At 53.8% G+C, this 25913-nt stretch carries 29 protein-coding genes and 1 pseudogene; 16 read left to right on the top strand and 14 right to left on the bottom strand.

Annotated features, from left to right (window positions below; all coding sequences use genetic code 11):
• Positions 1-377: 377 nt before the first annotated feature.
• Together DWU99_RS20425 and DWU99_RS20420 are read right to left on the bottom strand one after the other, a co-directional pair.
• Positions 378-1322 (bottom strand): hypothetical protein, encoded by a 945-nt coding sequence (locus tag DWU99_RS20425; RefSeq protein WP_147292993.1) that lies wholly within the window; start codon positions 1320-1322, stop codon positions 378-380.
• Positions 1323-1626: 304 nt separating this feature from the next.
• Entirely contained in the window at positions 1627-1917 is a 291-nt protein-coding gene (locus DWU99_RS20420; protein ID WP_115479947.1) for a hypothetical protein, read from the bottom strand.
• 634 nt (positions 1918-2551) lie between these two features.
• On the opposite strand from DWU99_RS20420, the gene DWU99_RS20415 reads away from it, so the two are divergent.
• The gene (locus tag DWU99_RS20415) at positions 2552-4195 is read left to right on the top strand and encodes a recombinase family protein (RefSeq protein WP_115479946.1); all 1644 of its coding nucleotides are present in this window, start codon (positions 2552-2554) and stop codon (positions 4193-4195) included.
• A gap of 107 nt (positions 4196-4302) precedes the next feature.
• On the opposite strand, the gene DWU99_RS20410 is transcribed toward DWU99_RS20415, so the two are convergent.
• From DWU99_RS20410 to DWU99_RS21070, 6 genes are all read right to left on the bottom strand, one after another.
• Positions 4303-4803, bottom strand: a complete 501-nt coding sequence (locus tag DWU99_RS20410; protein ID WP_115479945.1) for a hypothetical protein — start codon at positions 4801-4803, stop codon at positions 4303-4305.
• Positions 4800-5489, bottom strand: a complete 690-nt coding sequence (locus DWU99_RS20405) for a hypothetical protein (RefSeq protein WP_199535891.1) — start codon at positions 5487-5489, stop codon at positions 4800-4802. The genes DWU99_RS20410 and DWU99_RS20405 overlap by 4 nt, the downstream gene beginning before the upstream one ends.
• A complete protein-coding gene (locus tag DWU99_RS20400; RefSeq protein ID WP_115479944.1) occupies positions 5486-6085 on the bottom strand; it encodes a PAAR domain-containing protein in 600 nt (199 codons plus the stop codon). The genes DWU99_RS20405 and DWU99_RS20400 overlap by 4 nt, the downstream gene beginning before the upstream one ends.
• 175 nt (positions 6086-6260) lie before the next feature.
• A complete protein-coding gene (locus DWU99_RS20395) occupies positions 6261-7673 on the bottom strand; it encodes a short-chain fatty acid transporter (protein WP_199535890.1) in 1413 nt (470 codons plus the stop codon).
• Between the two features lie 243 nt (positions 7674-7916).
• Positions 7917-8360, bottom strand: coding sequence for a DUF2141 domain-containing protein (locus DWU99_RS20390; protein ID WP_158543399.1), 444 nt, complete (start codon positions 8358-8360; stop codon positions 7917-7919).
• Positions 8350-8640, bottom strand: coding sequence for a hypothetical protein (locus DWU99_RS21070; RefSeq protein WP_158543397.1), 291 nt, complete (start codon positions 8638-8640; stop codon positions 8350-8352). Before DWU99_RS21070 ends, DWU99_RS20390 begins: the two co-directional genes overlap by 11 nt.
• A 710-nt stretch (positions 8641-9350) precedes the next feature.
• Here DWU99_RS21070 and DWU99_RS20385 point away from each other — a divergent pair.
• On the top strand, positions 9351-9908 hold the full coding sequence (locus DWU99_RS20385) for a hypothetical protein (protein WP_199535889.1): 558 nt from the start codon (positions 9351-9353) through the stop codon (positions 9906-9908).
• 120 nt (positions 9909-10028) lie between these two features.
• On the opposite strand, the gene DWU99_RS20380 is transcribed toward DWU99_RS20385, so the two are convergent.
• Positions 10029-10316, bottom strand: a complete 288-nt coding sequence (locus DWU99_RS20380) for a DUF2845 domain-containing protein (protein ID WP_158543395.1) — start codon at positions 10314-10316, stop codon at positions 10029-10031.
• A 206-nt stretch (positions 10317-10522) separates the two neighbouring features.
• Between DWU99_RS20380 and DWU99_RS20915 the strand changes: the two genes are divergently transcribed.
• The 11 genes and pseudogenes from DWU99_RS20915 to DWU99_RS20350 all read left to right on the top strand — a co-directional run bounded on the left by DWU99_RS20915 (position 10523) and on the right by DWU99_RS20350 (position 17733).
• Entirely contained in the window at positions 10523-11086 is a 564-nt protein-coding gene (locus tag DWU99_RS20915) for a hypothetical protein (protein ID WP_147292991.1), read from the top strand.
• Positions 11087-11147: 61 nt separating this feature from the next.
• On the top strand, positions 11148-11861 hold the full coding sequence (locus DWU99_RS20910; RefSeq protein WP_147292990.1) for an XAC2610-related protein: 714 nt from the start codon (positions 11148-11150) through the stop codon (positions 11859-11861).
• Positions 11862-12003: 142 nt separating this feature from the next.
• A complete protein-coding gene (locus tag DWU99_RS20905; protein WP_147292989.1) occupies positions 12004-12561 on the top strand; it encodes a hypothetical protein in 558 nt (185 codons plus the stop codon).
• Positions 12522-12611, top strand: a pseudogene (locus tag DWU99_RS21475) (hypothetical protein); the annotation flags it as partial. The gene DWU99_RS20905 and the pseudogene DWU99_RS21475, both read left to right, overlap by 40 nt.
• A gap of 15 nt (positions 12612-12626) precedes the next feature.
• Positions 12627-13034 (top strand): hypothetical protein, encoded by a 408-nt coding sequence (locus tag DWU99_RS20375; RefSeq protein WP_233511234.1) that lies wholly within the window; start codon positions 12627-12629, stop codon positions 13032-13034.
• 10 nt (positions 13035-13044) lie between these two features.
• On the top strand, positions 13045-13299 hold the full coding sequence (locus DWU99_RS20370) for a hypothetical protein (protein WP_115479940.1): 255 nt from the start codon (positions 13045-13047) through the stop codon (positions 13297-13299).
• A 93-nt stretch (positions 13300-13392) separates the two neighbouring features.
• A complete protein-coding gene (locus tag DWU99_RS20900; protein ID WP_147292988.1) occupies positions 13393-14133 on the top strand; it encodes a hypothetical protein in 741 nt (246 codons plus the stop codon).
• Positions 14134-14237: 104 nt separating this feature from the next.
• The gene (locus DWU99_RS20895; RefSeq protein WP_147292987.1) at positions 14238-14801 is read left to right on the top strand and encodes a hypothetical protein; all 564 of its coding nucleotides are present in this window, start codon (positions 14238-14240) and stop codon (positions 14799-14801) included.
• A gap of 3 nt (positions 14802-14804) precedes the next feature.
• Complete coding sequence (locus DWU99_RS20360) at positions 14805-16085, top strand: peptidoglycan-binding protein (RefSeq protein WP_115479938.1); 1281 nt, start codon at positions 14805-14807, stop codon at positions 16083-16085.
• Positions 16086-16095: 10 nt separating this feature from the next.
• Positions 16096-16635, top strand: a complete 540-nt coding sequence (locus tag DWU99_RS20355) for a hypothetical protein (RefSeq protein ID WP_115479937.1) — start codon at positions 16096-16098, stop codon at positions 16633-16635.
• A 213-nt stretch (positions 16636-16848) separates the two neighbouring features.
• Positions 16849-17733 (top strand): G1 family glutamic endopeptidase, encoded by an 885-nt coding sequence (locus DWU99_RS20350; protein WP_158543390.1) that lies wholly within the window; start codon positions 16849-16851, stop codon positions 17731-17733.
• Between the two features lie 90 nt (positions 17734-17823).
• On the opposite strand, the gene DWU99_RS20345 is transcribed toward DWU99_RS20350, so the two are convergent.
• Positions 17824-18222, bottom strand: coding sequence for a carboxypeptidase-like regulatory domain-containing protein (locus DWU99_RS20345; protein WP_115479935.1), 399 nt, complete (start codon positions 18220-18222; stop codon positions 17824-17826).
• Positions 18223-18640: 418 nt separating this feature from the next.
• Between DWU99_RS20345 and DWU99_RS20340 the strand changes: the two genes are divergently transcribed.
• Both DWU99_RS20340 and DWU99_RS20335 read left to right on the top strand, forming a co-directional pair.
• A complete protein-coding gene (locus tag DWU99_RS20340) occupies positions 18641-19606 on the top strand; it encodes an RDD family protein (protein WP_115479934.1) in 966 nt (321 codons plus the stop codon).
• Positions 19607-19717: 111 nt separating this feature from the next.
• Positions 19718-20299 (top strand): hypothetical protein, encoded by a 582-nt coding sequence (locus tag DWU99_RS20335; RefSeq protein ID WP_115479933.1) that lies wholly within the window; start codon positions 19718-19720, stop codon positions 20297-20299.
• A gap of 84 nt (positions 20300-20383) precedes the next feature.
• Here DWU99_RS20335 and DWU99_RS20330 read toward each other — a convergent pair whose 3' ends face one another.
• Positions 20384-20932 carry a hypothetical protein gene (locus DWU99_RS20330; protein WP_115479932.1) on the bottom strand — a complete coding sequence of 183 codons (549 nt, stop codon included), beginning with the start codon at positions 20930-20932 and terminating at the stop codon, positions 20384-20386.
• Between the two features lie 218 nt (positions 20933-21150).
• Here DWU99_RS20330 and DWU99_RS20325 point away from each other — a divergent pair, with 218 nt between their 5' ends.
• Entirely contained in the window at positions 21151-22074 is a 924-nt protein-coding gene (locus DWU99_RS20325) for a M14 family metallopeptidase (protein WP_115479931.1), read from the top strand.
• Positions 22075-22471: 397 nt separating this feature from the next.
• On the opposite strand, the gene DWU99_RS20320 is transcribed toward DWU99_RS20325, so the two are convergent.
• From DWU99_RS20320 to DWU99_RS20310, 3 genes are all read right to left on the bottom strand, one after another.
• On the bottom strand, positions 22472-24175 hold the full coding sequence (locus DWU99_RS20320) for a S53 family peptidase (protein ID WP_158543388.1): 1704 nt from the start codon (positions 24173-24175) through the stop codon (positions 22472-22474).
• Positions 24176-24434: 259 nt separating this feature from the next.
• Positions 24435-24788: a hypothetical protein gene (locus tag DWU99_RS20315; RefSeq protein ID WP_115479929.1), complete on the bottom strand. Its 354-nt coding sequence runs from the start codon at positions 24786-24788 to the stop codon at positions 24435-24437.
• A gap of 634 nt (positions 24789-25422) precedes the next feature.
• Positions 25423-25860 carry a cupin domain-containing protein gene (locus DWU99_RS20310; RefSeq protein WP_199535888.1) on the bottom strand — a complete coding sequence of 146 codons (438 nt, stop codon included), beginning with the start codon at positions 25858-25860 and terminating at the stop codon, positions 25423-25425.
• Between the last annotated feature and the right edge of the window lie 53 nt (positions 25861-25913).

The following is a 25913-nucleotide window of genomic DNA, read 5'->3' as shown; positions in this document are numbered from 1 at the left end:
CGGTACTAGGTACCCTTGCTCAGGACTGCCACTGCACTACAAAACCCGCTGTGCAAAGTATCAGACCTAGGACGCTGACAGCGACAATCATTGATTCTGTGCGCTGTCCAGAGTCTCTATAGCCACGGTAGATCTCTCCGATGGTGGAGCGCAATTTCGTGAGCGACGATCGCTTTGTAAAAGCCTCGCACCATGCCCAACACATGAAACCTGCGGCAAACAGGTACGACGCAAGTGAGGGTCTTTGTATAACTCCGATGATGGCCAGTGCTAGGAAAAGACTGACTTTCAGCCAGCGCGAGCCAGAGGTACGTGTGCTTCCCATGGGCGTCTCCCGGGTTAAGTGGGTGCGCGGTATATCACCCACCCTTTTCTACTTATGGACTACAGGCGTTTAAATAAAAGTCCATGTCCGAAAACTCGCCGAAATCTCCTGCTGGATTTTCGCTATTGGTAACGGGATATCCAAAGAGCGCATCGAAAGAATTTTGATATTCTCCTTGCGTGAATTGGTCCCACGATTGGTTGGCTTGATCGACCATGCCTGCCACGGTGCCGCCAATGGCATCGTCTAGCGATGGATCGTAAGTTACGATCAAATCGTGAAGCTGGTTACCTATTGCCGTACCAGTTTTCCACGCAGCCGTTAACCAAATTGCGCTATACATAGTTGTTTCGGCGATGGCTGCCGTCGGTCCCACGCTGCCAACCGGGGCAGTGCGAAATTCAAGGTAGATTTCCTGGAGCGTCATATCTAACGTTGGAGCAGCCATAGGTGTTGCTAGGCCAGATAACGGCTGCACGGGGTCAATAGCGGCCACCTTTGTATTGAATGAGCTTTGTATGTCGGGCGAAGCATACTCATTGACCGCTGCGCTCACCTGTTTAGTACCGAACACTTTTGCCACTCTGATTAGTGATTGGTCACTAAGACGTTTGGCAAAGATTTTCAGGAGTGGTTGCGTATTGCCTTGCGTGCGTATGGCATATAAATCTGCGAGGTCATTGAGTTCTCGTTCCGAGAGACCGTTCAGGAGATGTTCCGTGCTCCCGTATTGAAAATTGGCTTCGATGATGTCCGCAAAATTCGCTTGCACTTCGTCGGGTGTGGAGCCTAATCGGGATTTGCTGCTCTGGAGTACAGGTTGCCCCACGTAGCGAAAGTCTGCTGTTGTCAGTGTTCTCTTGGCAACGGATAGCGTCCCGCCACCTGCTTGGCAAGGCGTTGGCATATTAACGTGATTACCATAAGCGTTATTGCATACGGGAAAGCTGATTACGCCCACTAGTAGAGCAGCTGCAAGACAGGTCGACTTATTCATTCTCAGGCCCCTCACGTATTCGAATGGTTGGCAGTATTTGCGGGTGCGCTGTTGGTTCTGAACCTTGCCTAATGATTTTTCTTTACGAACAAGCGCGATTCGAGGATGCGACAGTTCGTTAACGGTGATGAATGGGTTTCAATTGTTAGTCGCTGTAAGCCATCTGACTAATAAAGGTAGGTGCTGGCCTGCATTGTTACGACCGCAACGCCTCTCTGATTGCAGAAAAAAGCGTCTCAAAAGGACACTGTCTGGAGTAGTCCCGTTTCCTTGAGTTTCCCTTGTTCAACCCACCCTGCTTGCTTCAATGACTGGCAACCCAGCCGTCCCCAATCTCCTCGAAGCGCACATGGGCCGCTTCGGTAGAACCGGCGCTCATTTCCATAAGCGTTTCGACACCTTTCAGCGCAAGCGCTAGCGCGCGCGGGTCGACGCAGGGAGAGAGTTGTAGTGCATCCCGCATGAGGTGGACGATGCCTTGGGCGCTTTCCAGCAACGTGTAAGCATCGTCCAGCAGGGCGAGCGGGTTGCCGATGGGGGCAGGGTAGTAACTGGTGTTGAGTGTGAGCCAGGCTCCTGGAGCTTTCTCTTTCATCGTTGTTCCTTTGCGCGATGAGATCGGCCGCAAACTGCGACCCTGTGCATGTGCACGCTTAGATCACGCCGTACATTGCATACGGCGTGACGGGCTGCAGGAAAAATCCTGCAAGGACTATCGGAAATGGATGGTCCGTTTAGTCGTTAGCCCTGATTGCCCGACATCGTTTCGGGAAAACGATGGTGAAGAAATACGCTGTGCGCACTCTGGGGCCGGGACGATGGCAAACGAGTGCCGTATCATCGGGCTTAGCCATGATTAACTCCTGAAAGTTAGTTGTGGTTAGCGGATCGTATGGGCTCCACCCCATGCGGTCCGCGCTACTTCACTGAGCGTCGGGCGGTTTGGTGCCACGAGAACGCCGCGCCCGACTCGGCGACCTTCGCACGCCACCCTGCGAACGTCTGTCAGCGCACGCTGATCAACGATTACGGCCGATGCTGTTTCGCGTGCAGCTATCAAAGGTGACGTCACGCGCAACAACGTGCGGACGAAGCGGGTTGAATCGTTGTTCCGAAATCGGTTGCATTTTTCCGAAAGGCGCACACTAGCTGTTGCCTTCATTTGGCCGAGGCGCGTACGCCCTGGCTTTGATAATCAGCGAGTCCATCGCCTCCAAGAGGTCATTGCTATGAGTCGCGAGCCGATCCATTCAAATGCCGAGGTGCAAACGCCAAGCCGTAGGGGTGTTCTCTACATGAGAATGTCTACCGATAAGCAGCAGTATTCGCTTGCTAACCAAGCACATGCTTTGTTCGCTTATGCGGAGAAGCACAATATTGCCGTGGCACGAACGTATTCAGACGAGGCCAAGAGCGGTCTGACGTTTGAGGGACGAAAGGGGCTGCAAGAGTTGATTCGGGATGTGCAAAAGCCGGAGCGACAATTCGAAGTTGTGCTGACCTATGACGTCAGTCGGTGGGGGCGCTTTCAGAACACCGACGAGGCTGCTTATTACGAACACATTTGTAAGCGAGCTGGCGTGAACGTGATTTATTGCGCGGAGGCGTTTGATGACTACGCAGCACCAATCTCGGGCATCCTCAAAAACCTCAAGCGCGCTATGGCTGCTGAGTACAGCCGGGAGTTGTCCGTCAAAGTGTCTCAGGCCCATCAGAGGTTAGCCGCCCTTGGATATCACCAAGGTAGCTATGTCGGTATAGGTCTACGCCGCGCAATAGTCACACCGGATGGCCGAGTGTTGGGAACACTCGAAGACGGGCAGCGCAGGCGTGGTTACGGTGACCGGGTTCGGGTCGTCCCCGGACCAGAGCATGAAATTGCCGTAGTTCGGCGGATATTTGACGCGTTCACCATAAGGAATCTGCAGGCGACGCAGATCATGGATGACCTGAATAAAGATCCTTCGACTTGGTTGCGTGGCGCACCTTGGACCTTTTACAAGATCAGAAAACTGCTCACGGATGAACGCTATATCGGAACCATGATCTTTAGATGTTACGACGACCGCTTCACACGCAAGACGCACCCGGAATCACCCTGCAAGGTCATTCGCTATGAACATGCATTTCCACCCCTCATTCCAGTAACGCAGTTCCGTGAGGCTGCCGAACGCATCCAATACCGCTTTCGAACGTTTGACGATGAAACGATGATAAGGATGCTGAAGAGACTGTACGAAGAAAGGGGAAGAATCAGCAAGAGCGTTATCGAGAGTAGTTACGAGATGCCCAAGTACACGACTTATCGAGACCGCTTCGGAACGCTCCTAAGAGCATATGAGATGGCCGGCATACCTACCTTCAAAAATTGCTCCTACATCGACCGAAATCGAACAAAACGCATCGATACCGAAAACGCTCTTGATCAACTCATGGATGAGCTTCGTCTTGATGAGCACCTGGTTGTGCCCGATAGAAAGCACAACATCGTGCTTGTCGATAACAGGTGGAGCATCTTTATCAGGCTGATTCGAGCAAGGCCGAACAGGGCAGGAAAAATCGAGTGGATATTTCAAGTCCGACCTTCTCAGCGAGCAGACTTCTTACTACTTATCCGGCTCGATAAAACTGGCGAAATTGTCTTCGATCAATATCTAGTTCCCATGTTGAGCATTCGACCCGGTTTGACTCGAATGTCGCCCTCTAACGATCTAGGCACCGACATGTATCGCATAAACAGCTTTTCGGCAGTTAGGGAACTCGCCGAAAGATATTTTGATGACGTCACAGAGTGCACCGATCGATTTGCTCGGCGTCGCATCGGGTGCCCGAGCAAGAGCGAGGTTAAGCTGAGGCGAGGAAGGGATTTATAAAAGCCAGATAAAAGGATGGAAGTAATTAAATCTCTTTAACTATCTCAGTCCCTTTTGTTCGCTTTGTTCTTATGTTCTGTACGGAACCGAAGCGAAGCGAAGTGCTACTACCGTATGTCGCGCACTACAAAATATAACTCTTTGGTCATGGTGTTTAGCAAATACCCTCCGTGGACGTTTTGAAAGTCCCCGCTTTGACCTAGCCCGTCAAAATTGAAGCTTACACAAAGGTACTTCTGCGCCCCTTCGGTGACGATGCTCCAGTCCGCAAGACTAGGGGTGAAATCAGTTGGCGGCCCACGGTTATCTCCCAGTGAGATAGCTGATGACAGCCTGTAGAGCTTTCCCATGAAGATGAGGGCTCTGGAATCCTTTCGTTCTGCGTAGCCAACATCGCCACCTTTGTATTTAAAGTAGTAAGGTGTATTGAAGCCGTCAGAATAGTCGTCTTCTTCTATGACCTTCGTGGTGTCAAGATTATGAACAACAATCGACGACGCAGCGGCACGGTCCTGCAGGCAACTACGCACCAACTGTTCTGATGGCGGCGTGGCAAATACTACGCAAGATATTGCCAGTAACACAGCGGCGAGGATGATCTGCTTCATTTATAAACCTTTGCATGTGTTGCGTTTAGGTACGCTTGACCAAATTTCCAAAAAATCGTCCCACCAATTCCAGCGGTCGATTCATATAGATGATCGTAGCGACCGATCTCCTCCTGCTTGATTGCAATTTTTCCTGTTTTCTTGTTCTTGGTCTTTACATACCTATATTGAATAACAAGCTTAGTAGAATCACTAATTCCGTATATGTTGTGGCTCGGATTTGTGATCTTTATCCCTCTCTTAACCTTAGCGTGGTGCGCGTAGTTCGTCTTGATATCCGCGCCATCCCAAAAATAGGCGCCATTAGATTTATCTGGTCCCCCGTTCAGTGCGTTTTTGGCGGCAGCAATTGCTGCTTGCATGCCCATATTATTTGCTATCTCTTTGTCGGATGCTTTCATCAATGCCTGATAGCGCACATTGCCGTCACTCACGACGTATGAAAACGAACGCTCCTTAGACGCAAATGTCGCTATATCAGAATAGCCCCGCGCGTCCCGCTGCCTTACGAGGACACTTGCCAGCGCCATCATCTCGTCGGAGTTGTTTTGAGTCGATGCCTCGCCGTACGCCATCGCCGCAAGCTGCCTTGTTTGTGCATCTATTGGAGCTGAGAGTGGAGAATCAGATAAGGCATATTGAGAAATGCCCGAATCATGCTCACCGAAAGGATATGGATCATTCATACATCTTTACTCGCCGAGTCTCGTTCAATCCATGTGACGAGCCTCAAGGTTGTCTGTCCTTGAACGCTTGCCGTCTCTCCGTTTGAATATGAACCCTTATGGGTATGCAGAAGGCCATTGCTGTAAAGATCGTAGCGGTATCCATCCACAGGAGTTGTTCCGTCGTCGAGCAACGCAAAGCTTTGCTCAATGATTTCATCGAGATCATCGATTACGGAGTCGGCGGTCGCAGTTGGACTATTTGCAGTAGCTGTTTGTGCGACCGCAGTTGCGCTGTTGACGGTTATGCTGAATTTGCGCCCATACATTGGAATGATTCGGGGATGCTTGGCGCATTTGCATAGCACGAGATCGTCGCCTAACGCCTGTCGCTGACCAATCGTGGCATCAAAAATTCGCCTTTGTTGTGGTGAACCCGGCGAGGCAACGATTTCACCAAGGCTCTTGCACGTATCGCACCAAGCCTGATCACCAAGAAACGCCATTCGGCGCGGTCTACCATCCGGCCCGGTAATCGTGCTGCGACGATTACCCATCAAAACCCGGCCGCCGCTGTCGAGCGGGTCATCTTCTACAACTGCATAAAATATTGCCATTGCCTCTATTCCGTTCGTGAGTGGATGGCTGTTCCATCACCCGAAAGGCGGTGAGGCCAGATCACTCACTATCTCTCGAAGGTTTCATCGCTGGATGTCAGGCAATATCGCGGAACAATGCAGTCGATCACCAAAACTTTACTCTCTCCTCCTGTTTGCAGGAGGCAGTTCTCACTTAAGGCATCACCGGCGGTACATAAGTAAGCGTACGGCCAAGCAGCCACAGCAGACCCAGCACCAGCGGCACATGCACCAGCATCTGCATGAAGGTGAAGCCGACCACATCGCGCGCCTTCAGCCCGAGCACGCCGAGCAGCGGCAGCATCCAGAAGGGGTTGATCAGATTCGGCAGCGCTTCGGCGGCGTTGTAAACCTGTACGGCCCAGCCCAGATGCACATGCAGGTCGTTCGCTGCCTGCATTACGTACGGTGCTTCGACCAGCCACTTTCCGCCGCCCGATGGCACAAAGAAACCAAGCACGGCGGAGTAAGCCCCCATCACCAGCGAAAATGTCTCGGTGGAGGCGATGTGCACGAACATCCCGGACAACCGGTGCGCCAAGGTTTCATCGCCGAAGCCCGGTGCGTGCGTAAGTAATGCCGCGATACCGCCATACAGCGGAAATTGGATCAGCACGCCGGCCGTACTCGGCACCGCACGCGAGACCGCATTGAGAAAGCTGCGCGGCCGCCAGTGCAGTACCAGGCCAACGGTGAGAAACAAAAGGTTGTACGTGTTGAGATTCGCAATGGCCGTCACCGCCGGCTTGCTCGCGAATTCATAAGCGAGCCAGCCGAAACCGAGCAATCCGATCAGCAGCGACAGCAGAGGGCTGTATTCCAGCCACTCGCCCGGTCGACTGCGCGGCGGTAGTGCCGGTGTGGCTGTTTCCGTCACGCCAAAGTCCTGCGCGGTGCGTACATGGTCTTTCGATGGCGCAGTGAACCAGCAGATCAGTAGTGACACCGCGATGAGCACACTCGTCAGCGCGATCGACTGCCACAGAAAAATCGTCTGACTGAAAGGCAGCACACCCGTGATCTTCAACAACCCCGGCGGCATGCTCGCCGGGTTCGCCTGCAACTGCGCGGCCGATGAAGACAATCCCATCGCCCACACGGCGCCCAAGCCGAGATACGCCGCGGCGCCGGCTGCGCGGTAATCCATGTGCAACGCTTCGCGCCGTGCCAGCGCGCGCACCAGCAAGCCGCCAAACACCAGCGAAAAACCCCACGACAGCAACGACGCCAGCATGCTGATCAATCCGACATAACAGATCGCAGCGCGTCCACTGCGCGGCACACGCGCCAGAACATCGATAAAGCGTGCAACAAGCGGTGCCGTGGCCACGACATAACCGCCGATCACCACAAACGCCATTTGCATCGTGAAAGGGATCAGGCTCCAGAAGCCGTCACCGAATGCACTCACGGCGGCTTTCGGCGTGGCGCCAAAGCCCATCGCTGCCAGCGCGACCACCAGCACCCCCAGCGCCGCAAACACCCATGCATCGGGAAACCACCGTTCTGCCCACAGAGTGCATTGCAGTGCGAAACGCGCCAATCCTCGTTCGTTGCCCTTATGCATTGCCGATTCCTCCCAGATTCTGACGATATGATGAGAGGTGCCAGCCCTGCGGGCAATTAGGCAAATTCTTAAAGCGTCGCCATATAGGCGTTCGCCGCCGAGGATTTGGGTGAGCCTGATTAGCGCTGACTTTCAGCTGGCAAGACGGGGAAGGAATAACGGTACCAAGGAATAACGGTACCAGGTACCGTTATTTATTCGATGACGTCACCTGGCGGCGACGTCATCGAACCATCTATCCCTTCATATGCCGTGTTTGAGATGTATCAGGACAGTCGTGTTTTGCTGTGCCACGGTGAACTGCACTTCCTGGAAAGTCGGCATCCGCATCACGGAGGGATTGTTGCTGAAGCCGTAGCCTTCCTTGGGAATCCCAAGGAAGTTGGTGCGTAGCTTGCCGCTGTTGTCTTCGTCCTGGTAAACGCCGAGTGCGTAAGTACCGGGTTGGATGTCGCTGAAGGTGTAGGTCACCGCACCAACCGCCGCTTTGACATCGCCCTTGGCGGTAGCTTTGGCCTTGTTGTTCCAGGCGGCCTCCGAACCATCCAGCTCAAGCCGTACCGTGCCATTGGCATTGCGCAGGCCGTCCACGGTGACGGTTAGATCCGCAGCATGGGCGGCAAACGGCAGCATGCACACAACGAAGCCCGCCAGCACGGCGGACCGATAGATGGATTCAACGGACATACGCACCAACCTCCTTGCACTGTTTGAGGGACGTGCGGATGAGATGCGTCGGGATCGAATAGGGTTGCACGTAAAAAGGATCGGAGCCTGAGGTATCCCCACGTTTTTGCTCGTCATCCCGGCGCAGGCCGGGATCCAATGAAATACGCGTGCGCAGCACACTGAATAGCTTTTTAGTTGTTGAGTGCTTCGCACTGGTATTCAAACTGGATGACCAGCTTCGCTGTTGTGAAGCGCCTCCGGCCTGCGCCGGGATGACGAGCAAAAAAGCATGTGGCATACCACTCCAAATCTATCCCCATGATTTGTTGACGACTGTCGGTCGCAAAACGTGGGGCAACCTTATGATCAGAGCCCTTTTTTTCGTTTTTCTGGAAGGGACTTGGGCGCACAAAACCACTCAACCGCTTGCGCGGCGATGGGTTCGGCTATCGATGTCAAAGCAGCACCGTTGGGGAGCGGTGGTTGCCGATGTACTTGCTTTCCTGGTTGATTGCGGCGTCGCTTCCTGTAACGCCCGAATTCGCTGCGGCCACTCCGATACATCCACTCCAAATCGCGTGCTACGGTCATTGGATGGTCGGTGGTGACGATAGGTTTAAATTAGCAGGGAGCGGTCAAGCGATTCATGTGAAAGTCGTAATGGTTTTTTTGGCACGATCAGCGCTCTTTTTCTCTCTGTATCGTTGCAGGCAGATTACGGGCAGTGATTCGAGACGAGTTTTCAGCTGAGTCGAGTGCTATCTAGGCCATTAGTCATGGTGACAATGCGCTTGGCTTCGCTTTCAAAAAAAGCCTCGAATTCTCGGCAAACAACATACAAACTCGACGAATGACGCACGTCAAAATCGACATGTCGAAAGTGAGATAGAGAGCGTTACTCGTGTTTAACGAACTTCGTCCATTTTGTTTCGCCTTTTGTCGCGTTTTGTTTCTCTCGTCCACCGCACAATTCTCCCGCGGACATAGGCGTCCGTAGGGAGTCATAATATGAAACGCCTGATTATTGCCTCGACCGTCGCACTCAGTCTTGCTTGTGCCGGCAGCATCAGTGTCGCCCAAGACCAGACTCGTGCCACTAATTTGCAAAATTTCACCGTCACCGCACCAGCGGTGCAATACGAGACCTACTTCGTCAACTTACCCATGGGTTACGGATTGGAGGCCCTTGTCGGCAACACGCACAGGCAGTACGTACAAGCGGCGCGTGCGGCCGAGGGGTGGGAAGCCATGCGGAAGCAGGGCATGGCCTCGCAGCCGTTCGTCGCAGTGGCTATCGACAACTCCACCGATCCCGGGGTGGCGAGAAGGTTTGTGTTGAGCGACTCCGCCCAAAACACGGTGGCTGTCGTTGACGTGTATTGCAAGCGGGCCGCACCGGAAGGCAAACGGTGCTTGTTGGTTCCCAGCCGGTCTGGGTCAACGTATAGCCACCGTCTGGCTTCGGTGAACGGAAAGCATGAAGTCGGCCGCAGCCGTCTTCATGCAAACGGATCTCGTAGATCAAGCGGCGACATGGTGGCCACTATTCTGGTAAGCCCAATCTGACCGCTCTTTTGAAAACAAGAAGGCCCGTCTGTCGACGGGCCTTCTTGTTTTAGTGTCGCTATTTGCGAGTTCAGCGAGCGGAAAAAAAGCCAGGGCACTTTTTTACGGCTGCTCTACGAATCAATGGTACAGCGTTTCAAAGTTGGTAACTCTGCCACCAATGACAGTGATGACAATCGTCTTTCCATCCTGCGAGTATTGCCACTGCTCGCCGGGCGCCAGCTGATTATCTGGCAGACCACCAGACTGCCGGCGCACAAAGGTACGTATCGTCGGCTGCCCCATCAATTCCTGCACCCGCGCTGCGCTGTCGCCGATTGTCAGCACCTTGTTGCCAACGCGCAGCGATGTCGCAGCATGGACAGTAAAGCTTGTGAGCAGCAGAAACAAAATCAGATAACGACGCATAGGAGCTCTCATCACGGTTTGCACATTCAAAGCTATTCCGTGATCAGGCTAACCTGCCTTTGGCTGGTCTGTCTTTAGTACGCGCCAGAAAGGTAAGTCGTCGCAGGACAGGAAGTTGCCCACAGTGCGGCGAAGAATCGGCCTATTGTTTGCACCCTTTGGTACGCCTTGAATGGCCTTTTCGGCCATGTCTTCAGTGAAGCGAAATGAAAAAAGAGATGTTATTGATTGCTGTGTTGCTGTTCGCTACGCCTTTGACCTGCGTAGCTAGTGGCGACAATCTTGGTGTAACAGTGGTTTCCAAGAAATGCGGCGGCGCTGAGATGAGTCTGCGGTGCACTGCAGTTGGCCATGGAATGGCAGATTGCTTGCATCCATCACTGGTCTACAGGTCAAGGGGTGCAATAAGAAGGCTGCCTCTCCCCCGGTGGCTCAAAGACAGTTCGCCAACAGGCATAGCCTGCGTTGTATCAAAAAGCGACAACACTTCCTACTTTCATGTGATGTATAGCGTTTTGCCTATGGGGTGTGATGTGTGTGAGTGGCATCACCTTTACGATACCAACGGACATCTCCTAACTGAAAGTGATCCGGCCACTATCAAGGTCTCTAATGTTGCACCCGCCCAATCGATAACCTCAAATAATCGATCTTTTGATGGATTGAGCAAAAAACTGAATTTAGGTGCGTACGAGGACGAGGACATCGTGTGCGAAGGGGCTCATATCGATGGCAAAGGAAACTTGCTGTGCCATATGAGGGTTAAATAATGGCTGATGCCGAAACCATGCTCTGTGACATCGGAGCTCAAACGCAACGGAACAACCACAGATGAAATACGTGGCGATCATTTGGATCACTTCATTACTCCCAGTTCATGCGTATGCAGCCGTCGCGTCAAGAGCGCCAATTAGCGTGAGCGCCTCGCTTGCAAAAAATGAGTTAAATGTCACTGCAGATGCTGTGACGATAAACATGAAAGCAAATGGCTGCAGCAGCTTTACCGATGAAATCGCTGTCTGCAACAGCGGAGTGCGGCTGACCATCACTAATTCATCTGCAAACATCCATCAGGTGATCGAGCCAAGTGCAGTATTCATAAGCAACAAGTATGCGTTGTATGAAGGTCCGCTAACTGATGGTGGAGTGCGTGGCACTTATAGCTTTTTGCTAAGTGACGTTAACGGCGACGGGAATGATGACCTAATTGTGTGGACGGGTCGAGATGGCGGATACGGAGGACCGTCGTTTGATGTGTATTTATTCAATGCGGCCGAACACAAATATGTCTATAGCCAAGCGTATTCCGATCTGACAGTTGGGAGCATCAGACTCTTTGTTGTCGAAAATCGAAAGGTTAAGACGACAGCTAAGGATGGATGTTGCACTCATGTTTTTGAAACGTATCAAGTTGAATCTGATGAGCCTAAATTGATCGAACGAGTTACGGAGAGTACTTCGGAAGGTTCGGGCAAGATCAGTGTAAAAACGGAGAGATTGATTGGCGATCGGATGACGGTCGTGCCAATAGAGGCAAGAAATTGAGATTAAGTAGTCAGCCAGCCAATTAAGGAGATTTAATCATGGCCAACGAGTTAGGGATCGACAGGGAATCCTCGGTAAAGTTGATTATTAAGGCCGCGTCTCATCGACAAGAGAAGTCTGTCATAACTGCTGGAGTCAGCACATGAAAGGCACCAAAGTCGTCTGCCTACTCGTGCTCTCATTTTGGGGATGTGCGTGCAACTCAGCAACGCCAGCGTCTGGTGTTGAACAGTTTGCGCCTTCCGCGGCTACAGTTTCTCCAACAATGGCATCGGGTTCGTTAAAACCCGAGAGGCCTGGGTCTTCCGCGTTGCCTGCAAAAGAGCTTGGTCCTAAGTACCAAGAGGGAATGAGCTATATGGCCTTCAGGACGCAGCTGCTTTCAGATCAGTGGAGCCCCGCCGGAGATTCTTCAAGTTTTCTCGATAGCATGCTGGGATCCAAATACAAAGAAATATGCGCCGACAATCCAAATGTTTCAGACGCGAATATCTGTGCACTAAGTACGAAATTGCCAGAAGCAGTTACATGTGAATCGACGGGCAGTGGTAGTTGCTTGATGAGCTTTATCAAAGATCACATGACCATTGACGTAAACACGTCAGGTGACATCGAGAGCATTTACGATGCCCATCACAAATATGGCTTCTACGCGGACAGTTGGCACATTTCCGTACCGATTTTCGGGGAAGTCCCCTAAAGACGGATAACAAATTTCGCACCAGTACTCGTGAGGCTGTCGAAGCTCTTCAGCGCAATCACGGCGTGCAGAGCGATGGCGTGGCCGGCGACCACACCTTGCGAGCGATTGATGGCCAACATGCGTTATTGGGTGTCGTTCCTGCCTTCGCTCCGGAGTTAGAGGGTCGTGATGCCATGCGGCTGAAAGGGCCGGATTTCGTATCGCCTATGCACGCGTCTACGCTTCAGGGTGCCGCGACCGAGACAAACCTCGCGCAACGCATTATCAAGCACAGCTCAATTCACGACATGTTCGAGGCCATATGTCAGGCCGCAGCCAATAAAGACATGGATGCACTTTGTGCAGTTGGCAAAGCCTATGAGAACTCGCACGCAGGGCAAGTCATGCTGGCGCAAGGCGCCGAACTTAATCGGCAACAAGTACAAGCTCAGGCCCGCCATATGCAACAGCGGGCCGGCCGAACCATGTAAGGGAGGAAATATGGGGCAGCAGGATGTTGAAGCGCTGGCAGTGAAAGTTGGGATGTTTGCCAGCAATCTGAAAGAACTCAGCGATCGCGTGGTGATGGAATCGCATCAGGCGATGAGCCAAGCCGCGCAGAACCTTGCGCTCACCGCCGAAAGTGCTGCGTGTCAGGCCAAAACCGGCAACGCAAAGCGGCGTCGGACTATTGTCGGCGCGCTGTTACGCGCATTCAATAGCTGCACCGGCTACGCCTTCGATGACGCGAAATAGCATGCATGGCCAAGTTTTATCTCTGTTAGTAAGAAACGTCGAGGCGGGTGCTTGTTTCATTCCTCAAAAAATATACGAAGACACGGGAGTGGTATGAAACGTCTGTTTTTCGCTTGCCTATTTGCATTATGCGCATCGCCGGCGACCCGTGGCGCCGATGGTGCTGCGCCAGCATCGTCGGTTGCGAAAGCTGCCTCGTGTGAGGCCAAGACTGAGGCTCTGCAGGAAAAGTGTGAGCCAGGCCCCCTGGAAAGCCTGTTGAACCTGCTTATCGCAAAAGAAGGGGCTGCATGGTCGTCTTTTGCGAATGTTCCCGGTGTGCAATGGAGCGACAAGGCACCTGTAAAAAGTGCCGAAGCTCGCCAAACGGAGAGATCCTATCACCGACGAGGAAAGCTTCTGCTTGCTGGATTCGGCGTTGTAGACATGCCAAATGGAAAGGTCGGTATTGATTTTGGTCTGATAAAAGGCAATGAAGGCAATGTAGGGGTGACATTGAGCGGTGATGCCAATCAGGTCTATTCCATTTCGCTGATGAAGTTCTACCCGAGCGAGAACTATCAAGAGATCATTCGGCAACAGCTGCTACCCGAAGACACGATCAAGCTAATCGCCGGCCATTGCGCGCGAGATGGATACGGCACGGCCGAAAACACAGGGAAAAACGAATTCTATGAAGTAGTCCTTGCTGCAGGTTTCGTGTATGCAGAAGCCTCAGTAGACGAAGAGGACGTGTCTACGGCTAGTGCATCAGTACTTGGGTCCACGGCATTTAATTTTTACCGGAGCAGGCCGACGCAGAGAATGGTGGCGATGGGTTGCCGCGACCTTTAATGCAGGAAATGTTCTGTTCATCGCATTCACTGAGTCATATCAAGGAGGAGCAACACCATGTCTCATCGGCAGGAGAAGGCTGTCATAACTGCAGGAGAGCCGTCATGAAAAGGATGTTGTTGTTGGTTGCCTTGTTGCTATTTGCTATGCCATTGAGTTGCCTTGCAACTGGAGACAGTCTTGGCGTAATCGTTGTTTCCAAGAAATGTGGTGATGCGGAGATGAGCCTGCGATGCCTCGCTATTCATGGTGGAAAGCTAGATTGTCTGCATCCGTCCCTTATGTTGAAAGATGGCAGCGGACGCTATTCAAAAATGGCAACCCCAAAAGGCATGGAAAAGCTATCGCCAGTCGGTTTGGCTTGTTCCGTTTCCTCAAAGAATGCTCTCAGCTATTTCGTCGTGGAGTATGGCGAGCTACCGGCCGGGTGTGAGTATTGCGAGTGGTTTCACATCTACGATACGCACGGAAAACTTCTAACTTCAAGTTATCCATCCGTTCTAAACATCGAGGGCATGGAGCCGCCACGGGATAAGGCTCCCAACAATATTGATTTCACTTCATGGAGTAAAAAGTTGGGTCTTGGAAAATCTGAAGAAGAATACCTCCAATGCGATGGTGATCCTCTGGATGCTAATGGCAACCCTGTCTGTTTTAAGGAGCTATAAGCAATGTCCAGTAACGAAATCTACGACTCGATGATCCAAAAAAGGGGCTTAGCGTATCGCGACGATCAAATCCTCACAGAGGATAAGACTCACTATCGGGACCATATTGATCGATCGCCTGGGAGACCCGCAGGCAATTCGCACATACTTGGGGATGCAAGTCCAGAAGTGCAATCACGAGTGATCGATGCGCTCATTGAAGCTTCTGAACGCGGCGGTTTGAATGCACATCAAACTGCCTACGTTTTAGCCATCGCACGATATGAATCTGGGTTTAATCCAGACGCTGCTGCCGGAACGACGACGGCATATGGGTTGGGGCAATTCGTCGCGAAAACTGGCGCAAAATACGGTATTGACGATAGCAACCGTGGCGATCTCACCAAGCAGGCAGAGGCATTAGTTGAGCATTACAAAGATAATGCTGCTATCGCTACTAGATATGCCCATGGAGAGGAATACATCTATAAATATCATCATGATGGCCCGGTTGCGGACTCGGGTGGCCTTGAGTTATCCAAGCAACACGTCATGCCTTATGTAGGCAAATACGAAGAATTTGTTCAACAGTATGAGAAGACTCATACGGTCCTGCCAACAGACCCGGGCTTCGATAAGCGCAATCATGCGGATTTTGGCAAACCCAGCCATCGCCGCACGGCCGACGGCACTCTCCGTCAAGGCGCTCACGGCAACGCCGTGATTGCATTGCAAGCTGACTTGGCAATGCTCGGCTATGCCGGTAACCGAGGCCAGACATTGCAGCCAGATGGGCTTTTCGGTAGCAACACTGAAGCCGCCGTTCGTGCTTTCCAAAGCGATCACAGCTTACTTAGCGACGGCATTGCCGGTGTGGAAACTCTTCAGGCAATTCACGGACAACGCCAGTTACTCAACCACATCCCGGCGTTGGCACCAGAGCTTGAAGGGCGTGCCGCCAACCGCGCTGTAGGCCTGAAGACCCTCGACGTCGTGAAAGAACGCGAGAATGCGCTGCAAAGCAATTCGGCTAAAACGAGCCACACACCAAGCCATGCGCAAGGTATTACCAGGCACAGCTCAATTCACGACATGTTCCAGGCCATGTGCCATGCCGCGGCCAACAAAGATATGGACTCGCTTTGCGCCATCGGCAAAGCCTATGAGAACTCGCTCAGCGGCCAGGCCCTGCTAGCGCAAGGCGCCGAACTCAATCGGCAACAAGTACAAGCTCAGGCTCTGGCCGAGCAACAGGCACAAGCGCAGGCCCGCCAAATGCAACAGCGGGCCGGCCGATCCATGTAAGGGAGGAGATATGGCACAGCAGGATGTTGAAACATTGGCAGTGCAAGTGGGGATGTTTGCCCACAATCTGAAAGAACTCAGCGATCGCGTGGTGATGGAATCGCATCAGGCCACGCAAAGGATGAGCCAAACCGCGCAGAACCTTGCGCTCACCGCCGAAAGTGCGGGGAAACAGGCGGTCGAACGGCTTCAGCAAACGGCGGCCGGTGCCATTGTTGCGGGGGCAGGGGTGGCGACTGGTGATATCGAGAGACGACTTATTGCGTGTGCAGGCAAGGTGGAGATTTCCACCAACGCGCTGGAGCAGCGCATCCACGCGTTGAGCATGATGCACACCGCGAACGCATGGAAAGCATTCGTTGCGGCGACCCTAGGTTCCGTGGCGGTGATTGCCATGGCCGTCTATGTGGTGTGGCATGCGCATCAGAATCTGCAGCAGGTCCAGTGGGTGGAGCAAATCAATGCGGCGGAAGCGGCAGGTAAACTGGAGCCTTGTTCTGAAGGTGGCATTTGTGTCTATGTAAACAAGAAATGGGTGCGGCTGAATTAACTCAAGAAAACGGGGCGGGTTGGGCTTTTACTGGTCCAGAGGTAATTAAGTCACGTTAACTAGCTCCGTCCTCTTTGTTTGGTCGTCACGATTCGTGCACAAAAAGTAGGAGTTAGACTACAAATTAGATGGATGATGTCTGACGGATCTATTCCATGACGCCTTACTAGTATGCCCCGGTCTGCAATGGGCAGACCATCAAGGGGTAGTTACATGAAGGCTATCTTTTCACTGGCAGCAGTGTCATTGGTGTTATTGCAATCAGCGTCGGTTGTCGCTGCATCACCCGCCGACGGAACAACCGCAACGCCTTCTCTGGGTATGCATGAATCGTTGACTCCAGATGCTGGGTTTATTACCGCTGATGGCTACATCGGCCATCCCATGATTAAAGTATTCACCAAAGGCGATTCAACAGAACTGGCACCTCCCAGCACAACCACGGTCACGTCTGGAAATTGGGGTGGTGCTGCTCAATCGGACAGCACGCACAACTTCACGAGCGTTGGCGCCATATTCAATATACCTACTTCGGTAACGTGCAGTTCCACATCGAATCTAGTTGCCGAATGGGTTGGACTAAATGGCTACTCGAACGGCACCGTGCAACAAACGGGAGTGGCAATTAGTTGCGCGACTGGCGCGCCAACTTTTCAAGCCTGGTACGAGATGTACCCGGCGCCCCCCGTGTATATAAGCACCGCCACCTATCCGATAAGCCCGGGCGATCACATCATAGGGAGCGTCACCAATAACAATGGCAGCTACACCCTTGCCATTTGGAACTACAGCAAGAACTGGTCGTTCTCGACCACTCAGCAAAGCAGCCAGACCACGGCCTCATCGGCTGAGGCCATTGTTGAAGTTCCATCCGGTGCCACGAATCCAAACTATGGAAACATTCCGTACGGCGCGATGACGGGCAACGTAACCCCGGGCGGAACTGGCGTCGCCTTCAGGCAACCGCAGTCAGGAGACGCTCCTATCTACAAGATCAACACGGTAAATGTCGTAGGTGGATACCGCGCAACATCGACTGGCGTTCTTTATGGCAACGAATTGAGTCCGAACATGCAGGTTTACTACGCAAGCCCCTGAACGCGGCTTTATGTAACGCGCCGCGCAGCCGCTCAAAAAAAGGCCCGTCTGTCGACGGGCCTTTTTGTTCCAGTGTCGCTATTTGCGCGATCAGCGAGCGAGCGATGCCGTGCACTGATCGTTGTCGCAGGCAAAGTCCACTTCGGATGCCGAGCTCACGAAGAGCGGAACGCCAGACAGGCTGGCGAGCGTCTTGCCGTCCTTTTCCAGCGACACCACGTAGGTCCCCGGCCGCAGCTCGGAGAGGGTGTAGCGACCTTTGCTGTTGACGGTGCCATGGCGGTTAAAGCCAGTATCGCTGTGCGCTGTAATGGTGGCGCCATCGGTGGGCGCTTTGCCAAAGATCCTGGAGTCGGTGGCTTGCGCATGAGCAGCGCTGAATGTCATGGCGCCCAATGCACCCATGGCAATGGTCGACATGAGCTTGGACGCGAAGCGGATTCCGTGTTTCTGCTGGCGATTGACTGCGTATTTTTTATTGATGTTCATGCTTGTGCTCGTGGGTCTGGGGAGGGGGCATTCAGGCGCGCAAAACCGCTCATCCGCTCGCGCGGTGATGGGTGGGGCTATCGATGTCAAAGCAGCCCTGTTGGGGTGGGGGTGGCTGCCGATGTACTTGCTTTCCTTGTTGACTGCGGCGTCTCTTCCAGTAACGCCAGAATTCGCCACTCCGACTCCAAATCGGGGGTTACGGTCTTTGGATGGCCGACGGCGACGATAGGTTTAAATTAGCAGGAAGGGATCAGGCGATTCATGTGAAAGTCGTAATGCTTTTACCCAGCGCCGCAAAAGGGACTGGAGGTGGCTAAAGTCACTTAACTGCCTTCGGCGCCTTTTCCGAATTTGCCCATCTTCCCGATGGCGGACAACTTCCGGCAAAATCCTCGTTACCAAAAGGGGGGGGCATATGGACGCATTGCAGGGGAATGGGCAGTTCGACGAACTGCCGCAGTTGACGTTCGCCAAATTCTGGCCACGCGTAGGCGCAATACTTATCGACTTGGTAATCGTTGGTGCAGTCGGTTACGTGCTTGGCATGTTTTTGTTTGACACGCTAGCCAGGCTTGGTGTGTATGCACGCATCATAGGCTTTATCATCGCTATCTCGTATTTCGGTGTATTCAATAGCCGAGTTGGCAACGGTCAAACATTGGCCAAGCGTTGGTTGGGTTTGCGGGTGGTCGATGAGCACGGCATGTGTCTTTCGTTGCCGCGCTCGCTACTGCGTTACACAGCTTTCGGGATTCCTTTTTTCTTTAACTACCTGCCCATCGATTTCCAATCAGAGCCCGCATTCGTGGGTACCCTGGTCTCACTTGTTCTGTTCGGGGGAACGCTGAGCATTTTTTATCTGTACGTGTTCAATCGGAGAACACGGCAGTCTTTGCACGACCTGGTTGTGCGGTCGTACGTCGTTAACGTCAAACCCGCAGGACTCCGCCTGCCGCCGGTCGCCATGTGGCGCGGACATCTCGTTGTAGTCGGATTGATCGCATTGTTGGCGTTTGGCGCGCCGTTGCTAGGTGAGCTGATCGCGCATCAGGCAGCCTTTCAACCCATATTGGCGGTGCAGCAGCAACTCCTGCAGCAACCGCATGTGCGCAGTGCTGGTTTTGTGGATGGCAAGTCATTCGTCTATAGAAACGGAGAAAGCCAAACCAGCAGCTATTTACAGGCCAACTTGACCCTTGATGCTCCCATGACGTCCGATGCCGATGTGGCCAGGGCGGCGGCTCGCGTGATTCGGGGTGTATACCCGGAAAAGTCCAAACAAGTCGCGATCGTGGTGCGACTTGTTTACGGGTACAACATGGTTATCGCGTCACGATGGGAATCTCAAACCTATCGGTACGAGCCAGGCGAATTGCCATAATCATCTGCCGAAAAGGGGGCCGAGTGGAGTCGTCCACTCCGCCCCTTCCTTCGTTTGGTATCCTTCCCGTCTCGTAGCGATGGCACTTTCAAGGCTTGGAGAGAGTCGGTCATGACCATGCGTACACGCGCCCTTTTGGCAACGCTGATGCTGTTGGCGGGATGTGCCACCGACCCGTCCATCGAGGTAAAGCATCGCGTTCCCCACGGAAGCACGATTGCCGTGGTGATGTTCCAGGACTGCGGTATCGCCAATCAGGCGGATTGTGCCGGCTCCGGGGCGACGGCCAGTTCCATTTTTGTCCGCGTCATTTCGCAAAAGCCGGGTCTGCACGCCGTCCCGCTGCCGAGGCCCGTTGGAGCCAACGCACAGCTTACTGACAATGCGGCAGTCGCTTATGCCCAGGCCAAAGGCTACCGCTATGTCATCAATGGCGAGGTGCAGGATTATTACCGCAGCGGGCTGGTGGGACTTCACTCGGATCGCGCAGGTATCTCAGTGCGTGTGCTGAGCGTCAAGGACGGGCAGGCGATAGCGAGCTATGCCTATCAAGAGAAGTCGACGACTCATCTCGCGACGCCCGATGACATGTTGGAAGATATGGCGAAACGAGTAGCTGCTTCCATCTTCGCTGAGCCAAAAAAGCAGCATCAGGGTGAGTTTCTGCTTTACAAGGGAAATGGCGGCGGCTGAGGTTGAAGGGTTGTTGTGGCTCAAAAAAAGCCGGAGGTAGTTGAAGTCGCTCAATTACCTCCAGCCCTTTTTCGCAGGATATTTCTAGTGAACTACGATGCTGTGATTTCCCAGTAGCTTTACGTCAGGACCTTGTTCCTGCTGACTGGTGGCCGCAGAAGCAGCTGTTTTGGGAAGATCGACGAGATACCCGTTGATCACCACGTTGAATGCCATGAATGACGGCGTGTAGCCTGCAAACGCTGGCCCGACCTGTAACGCATCCGCATAGATGGTTGTCGGGTAGGACGCATAAAATTGTGTCGGATCAACCGTTGAAGGATTGGGTCCAAAGTAATTGTAATTGAAGCCTGCGGTGCCGAGCTCTGATGCAAGGATGACGATGGGCTGTACATAGGCACCCGTCGTTTGCGCAGCGCCCGAGAGACTCACGCTTTGGACAACCAGTCGCTTTCCACTCGGAATGCTGACCGGTGTGAAGACGAAATTGTTGACGTTGACTTCTACGGTGACTTGAAAGGCACTTCTTGCAATATCCGTATTGGTCTGTGCGCGCACATTCGAAGGCTGGAATGCGGCGAGTGTGCCGAGTAGGACAACGAACGCGGCGAGAACGCTGCGACTGATTTTCATGTAAACCTCCCAGGTTTAATGAATGGTGTGACGGTTCATTTCGTAAAAAATCACCCTTTTTGACGCAACAAACGGCGGCAATAGTCCCGCCAATATTTATGGGCGTCAACGTGTAACATGCGTGATACAGATTGCCTGCCATGGCATGAAACTTCGAACCAACGCAGGCGTGAATAAGAGAAAAACTGGTTGCAAATTTTGAGGTACAGGACAAAAGCATGGACAACATCGATGCCGGTTACCCCATTGGCGAACTAGGGCAAGCTTGGGGCAAGGCGGAAAGAGACGCGTGGCTTTCGCGGCAGGTTCGCCAACGCAGCTATGAAGAAGATGTGATCGCTGCGATCGACGGGCTTCGCGCCCGCTTCGACGTGTCGGAATATGGTCGGCTTGATTACGCCCAGGGCAGCTTCCCGCTGGTTTCCGTTCGGACCCGAAATTGGCGGGATGATCTCCCCGTCATGCTGGTCACCGGCGGCGTGCACGGTTACGAAACGAGTGGCGTACATGGGGCGCTTCGTTTCGCCGAGCAACATATGGCCGACTATGCGCGGCGCGCAAACATACTGGTTACGCCTTGCATCAGCCCGTGGTCCTACGAACGTATCCAGCGCTGGAATCCTGATGCCATCGATCCGAATCGTTCCTTCTACGAGAGCAGCCCGTCGGGCGAGTCGGCTGCTCTGATGTGGTTGGTCGCGCCGTTGCGTGGCCGCTTTTTGATGCACATCGATCTGCACGAAACCACCGATAGCGACGAATCCGAATTTCGCCGTGCACTGGCCGCGCGCGATGGCAAGGTGTTCGTGCCCGGTAAAGTCCCGGATGGCTTCTATCTGGTCGATGACGCCGCGAACCCGCAACCGGCGTTCCAGCAGGCTGTGCTGGCGGCGGTGTCGAAGGTGACGCATATCGCGCCGGCGGATGCGAACAGCGAAATTATCGGCTCGCTGGTGGTGGCGCCGGGTGTGATCGAATACGCGCTGAAGAAGCTTGGCCTGTGTGCCAGCGTTACCGGCGCGCGTTACACGACGACCACGGAGGTTTATCCCGACAGCCCGCGTGCGACGCCGGAGCAATGTATCCAGGCACAGGTCGCGGCGGTGCGTGCGGCGATGGATTACGCACTGGCGCACGCCTGACAGTGCTTCACCGCGACCTTGGCCAAAGCTCGACGCAAAGCCAGCTAAGCTCTTTGTTGCTTTGCCTGCCGCTGCCCAGAGGGAACTGCGAAAATGTTCAAGAAGTGGTTCGGATCGAAGAACGAGGGGGCGAGTAAAGAATCACTCAGCGTCAAAGGAACGTATCGACGTGCTTCTTCAAATGACGGTACCAGGTACCGTTGTTTCCGCGAGTAGAGGAAGAGTTCCAAGTGCAACACAAAAGGCCCCGCTTGGCGGGGCCTTTTTTAAATAAGTTGCGCATCGTGCTCGGGTCTTCGCGTCGGGGCCTTCGACATTCCCAGGGTGGTCCACTTATTTGCGGGCTGATGATCTTAAATAATGCCACCAGCTACCGTGGTTTATGCCCCAATAGCGATCAGCCTGACTGATTGTGACTCAAGATGTAATGAATCACAGGCGCAATCGTCGTTCTTTTCCTCTTCCAGGTCTTTACCTGCTGCAACAAACCGGCGCCATTGTAGGAGCCCCAGCCGGTCGCATTGTCGTATCCGATCACGGCGTCGTAGTAACCGTTATTGCCCGTGATCACGTCATGCATGGCGCTGACATATCCAGCACCGCTCTCACCAATGGAATAGAGCGCCGGGTTGGCGAAACCTACGCGGACGGGAACGCCGTTGGACATCGCTTTGCCGATGAGACTCCACAGTGCGGCCCATTGCGGAGCAGCCACGCTGGTGCCGCCCCAGCCACCCCATCCAGCGCCGCCTGAGCCGTTGCATTGGCTGCAATAGACGTAGAAGCCGGTGTCGGGGTCGCCATCCGCGGAAACGTCCGGGACATTGCGCATGGTTCTGGAGAACTGGCTTGACGCTGCTTTAACGCCAGTCTGGTAGTCGGGGATTGGCCAATACATGCTGACGCCACCGCCACTGCCCGACGGATACGGTGACGCATTGGCGTTGTACCAGACGGATTCTCCTTCATAGGCTTGCGACGACGACGTCGTCAGTGTCGTTGCGCCAACACCCGTCACGTAGGGTTGTGACGCGGGATCGGCGACACCGGCGCTGGTTCCCTGGCAGCCGTTGTAGCCATAGTCGCCGGTGGCGGCAAACACGGCGATACCTTCCGCTGCCAGCTGCATGAATATCTGGTTCTGGATGTCCACGGTATCTTGGGAAACTTCGGCTTCGCACACGCCCCACGAAGTGCTTACCTGGCCAACCTGGTCGTCTTCGGCGATCCGGAGGAACGTATCCATGCCGGAGGCGACGGTATTGGGCGCCGTGTATACGTAGATGTTCGACGGGCTGGAAATGGCCATCACCATTTCGATGTCGAGCATCACTTCGAAGGCATTCGTCGTGTCGGTGTTTCCACCATCGACGGCGATTTGCGTCAGCGCCGGGTTGGGCAGTTTATAAGTGTTGGCATACACGGCAGCGTCGGAATAATTGGCCGACGAGAACTCGACCAATGCGACAGGTTCGCCGCCGTTCTCCATGCCGTTGAGGTTATAGGTCGTCCTGATATCGGCGGGTGTGTAGAAGCCATCCGGACCGGACCCCGCGCTTGGCTTGCTGTTGGCGGTGCGGTGCGTGGGCACGGCAAACGGCCTGAGTGGCGTTTGGTTCAGACCGACGATGCTGCCGCCTAAACTGGAAAGTTCGGACGGTGCCGTAGGTGCAGCGTCGGCAGCAAGGTATTGCTTGCCCTCCCTGGATTGACGCCAGACCATGTGAGTCTTGAAAAGATCGCGAACGGTTGCAGCGCTACCCGAGACACTGAGCATGGTGTGACCGGCGTGCTCATGGACGATGTGCAGGCCATGTTTCGCGGCAAAGGCTTTCAGCGCCGAATAATCGTCCGCGGAAGGTGCGAATTCGGATTGAAAATCCGCAGCGCTCAGGAAGGCGTGGTAATTCGGATTCAGCGGGTTGTATACGTTCTTCAGTTCGCGGCGGAGCTCGTCCTGATTCCGCAATTTCAGGATCAATGCAAACTGGACGTTCTCGGAATCGTCCGCGGTTTTCACGGTCGTATCGGGCGTAGCGTTTGCGCTTTCCTGAGCCATCAGCGGCGTAGCTGTCATGAGCAGGCCGGTCAACAAGAACATACCTGTCAGCCCCGCACGGGCGTTCCGCGTCGCGGATGCTCCCCGGGCTTTCGCGGTCCATTTGCGTTTTAGCGCCATGATCTGAAGTCCTGAAGGTTAAGGCTGCCATCGGTTGGGGCTGTACCGATCCATAGGCGATGGCCGTACGAAAGTCCACTTCGGTGCGGCGACGCGCGACGACGTGCGATTCCCAATCGCATGCCTTGACCAGGCGTCGACCGCTAAAGGTGCCCCGGGTTGCCGCCGACGCGCTCTCGATCTATGAGTTGTAAACCGAGACGCCGATGATTGTCGGACGACCCGCTGTGCAGAGGGTGTTCGAGACGGTAACGGCGATTTGCGACCCCGTGGAATAGGCCGTCAGGACAGCCGCATACATGGTGTTGTAGCCGGGGTCGTTGCTGCTCATGACGTATGCGTCGGAATACGCGCAGCCGGCAGGATTGGGAACCGTGTTGGTGACAGCAAGACTAAAAATATCGGCGCTCCAGCCTGCGCCGATCCCGACGATCGACCCGACGCTGCTTGTGGTTTGTGCCAGAGCGGGCTGGAGCGCGCTGGCGGCCACGACGCATGCGGCGGCAACAACCTGCACAGTCATTTTCTTGAACATAAAACCCTCGTTGTAGAAGTACCTTTTTAAAACACCACTTACCTGATTTGAAAACATTGAAAACGCGCGTCGCTCGCAACTCAAGCAGCAACGCGCGCAATGCCTTGGGCGTCTGCATCGAAAACCGGACGAGTGGATGGCGCGTTCGTTACCCGATGAGTACCGACGCGGTCATCAACTGCTGGGGGATGAATGATTTGCCGCTTTCGGTAACAACCGTGATTTGCGCGAAGTTTTCGCCCAGGCTACTCGTTGCAACACGAGCGTCCAGCACACGCGAAACTATCGGCACGCTTGCGCGCGGCCATTTGAAACATGAATTTCCCCTGTGGATATAAACGCTTGCTACGAGCTTAGCGGAAAGAAATGCAAGACGATAGGGACTGAAAACCCCAAAAAAATTGCCGAAGAGGCGGGGAAATGAAGGGCGTTAATTCGCAGGAATTGCCCACCCCTGGCACCGTTTACGGACGCCCCGGGCGCGAGAGGTGGGTGGACAGGCGCCTGCCCTGAATGCCGCTTTTTTGAGGGGGCGGCTGTGCAAGCTTGGCGTAAGGAAAAACGATCCCCGAGGAATAAGGAATGGTAACGGTCCCAGGTGCCCTTATTTTAGGTGCCGTTATTTTTAGGTGTTTTACGTGGCATTTCGCCCCATGAAGGATTTTGCGTCTCCGTCCTCAGGATTGACGAAAACAATGTCATCCGGACGGCGTCGTGGTACGTCGATGGCAAGAATGACGAAGGGGTGTATGAGGACTCTTGGGAATCCATGCACCTGCTTTCTCGGGAAGCGAACAAACATGCCCGGCTTGGCGATGCTTTCGGTTCCATTGAGGTGAAAGATGGCTTCGCCGCTCACGACGTATAAGTGTTCGTCGCAATCCTCGTGATAGTGCAACGGGAGATGGCGATAGATTCTGAAAATTCGGCTGCTCGCGCTTTCAAAATCGCTGAAGTACACGTCCTGAAGCATCGTTTCCGACATGTCGGGCAGCTTCGCCATTTCAAGGAAGACGTCGAAAATCTGCCGGCTGTTATCGGTCTGTGGCTCAAATTCAAGTGGGCTGTTCATAACTCCATCCGCAAAGACATCGCTAAGCAGGCTGTGCACGAGAATCACGGATG

The sequence above is a fragment of the Dyella psychrodurans genome (assembly GCF_003363265.1).
GTDB classification, from domain to species: domain Bacteria; phylum Pseudomonadota; class Gammaproteobacteria; order Xanthomonadales; family Rhodanobacteraceae; genus Dyella_B; species Dyella_B psychrodurans.
This window is presented reverse-complemented; position numbering and strand designations above follow the sequence as displayed.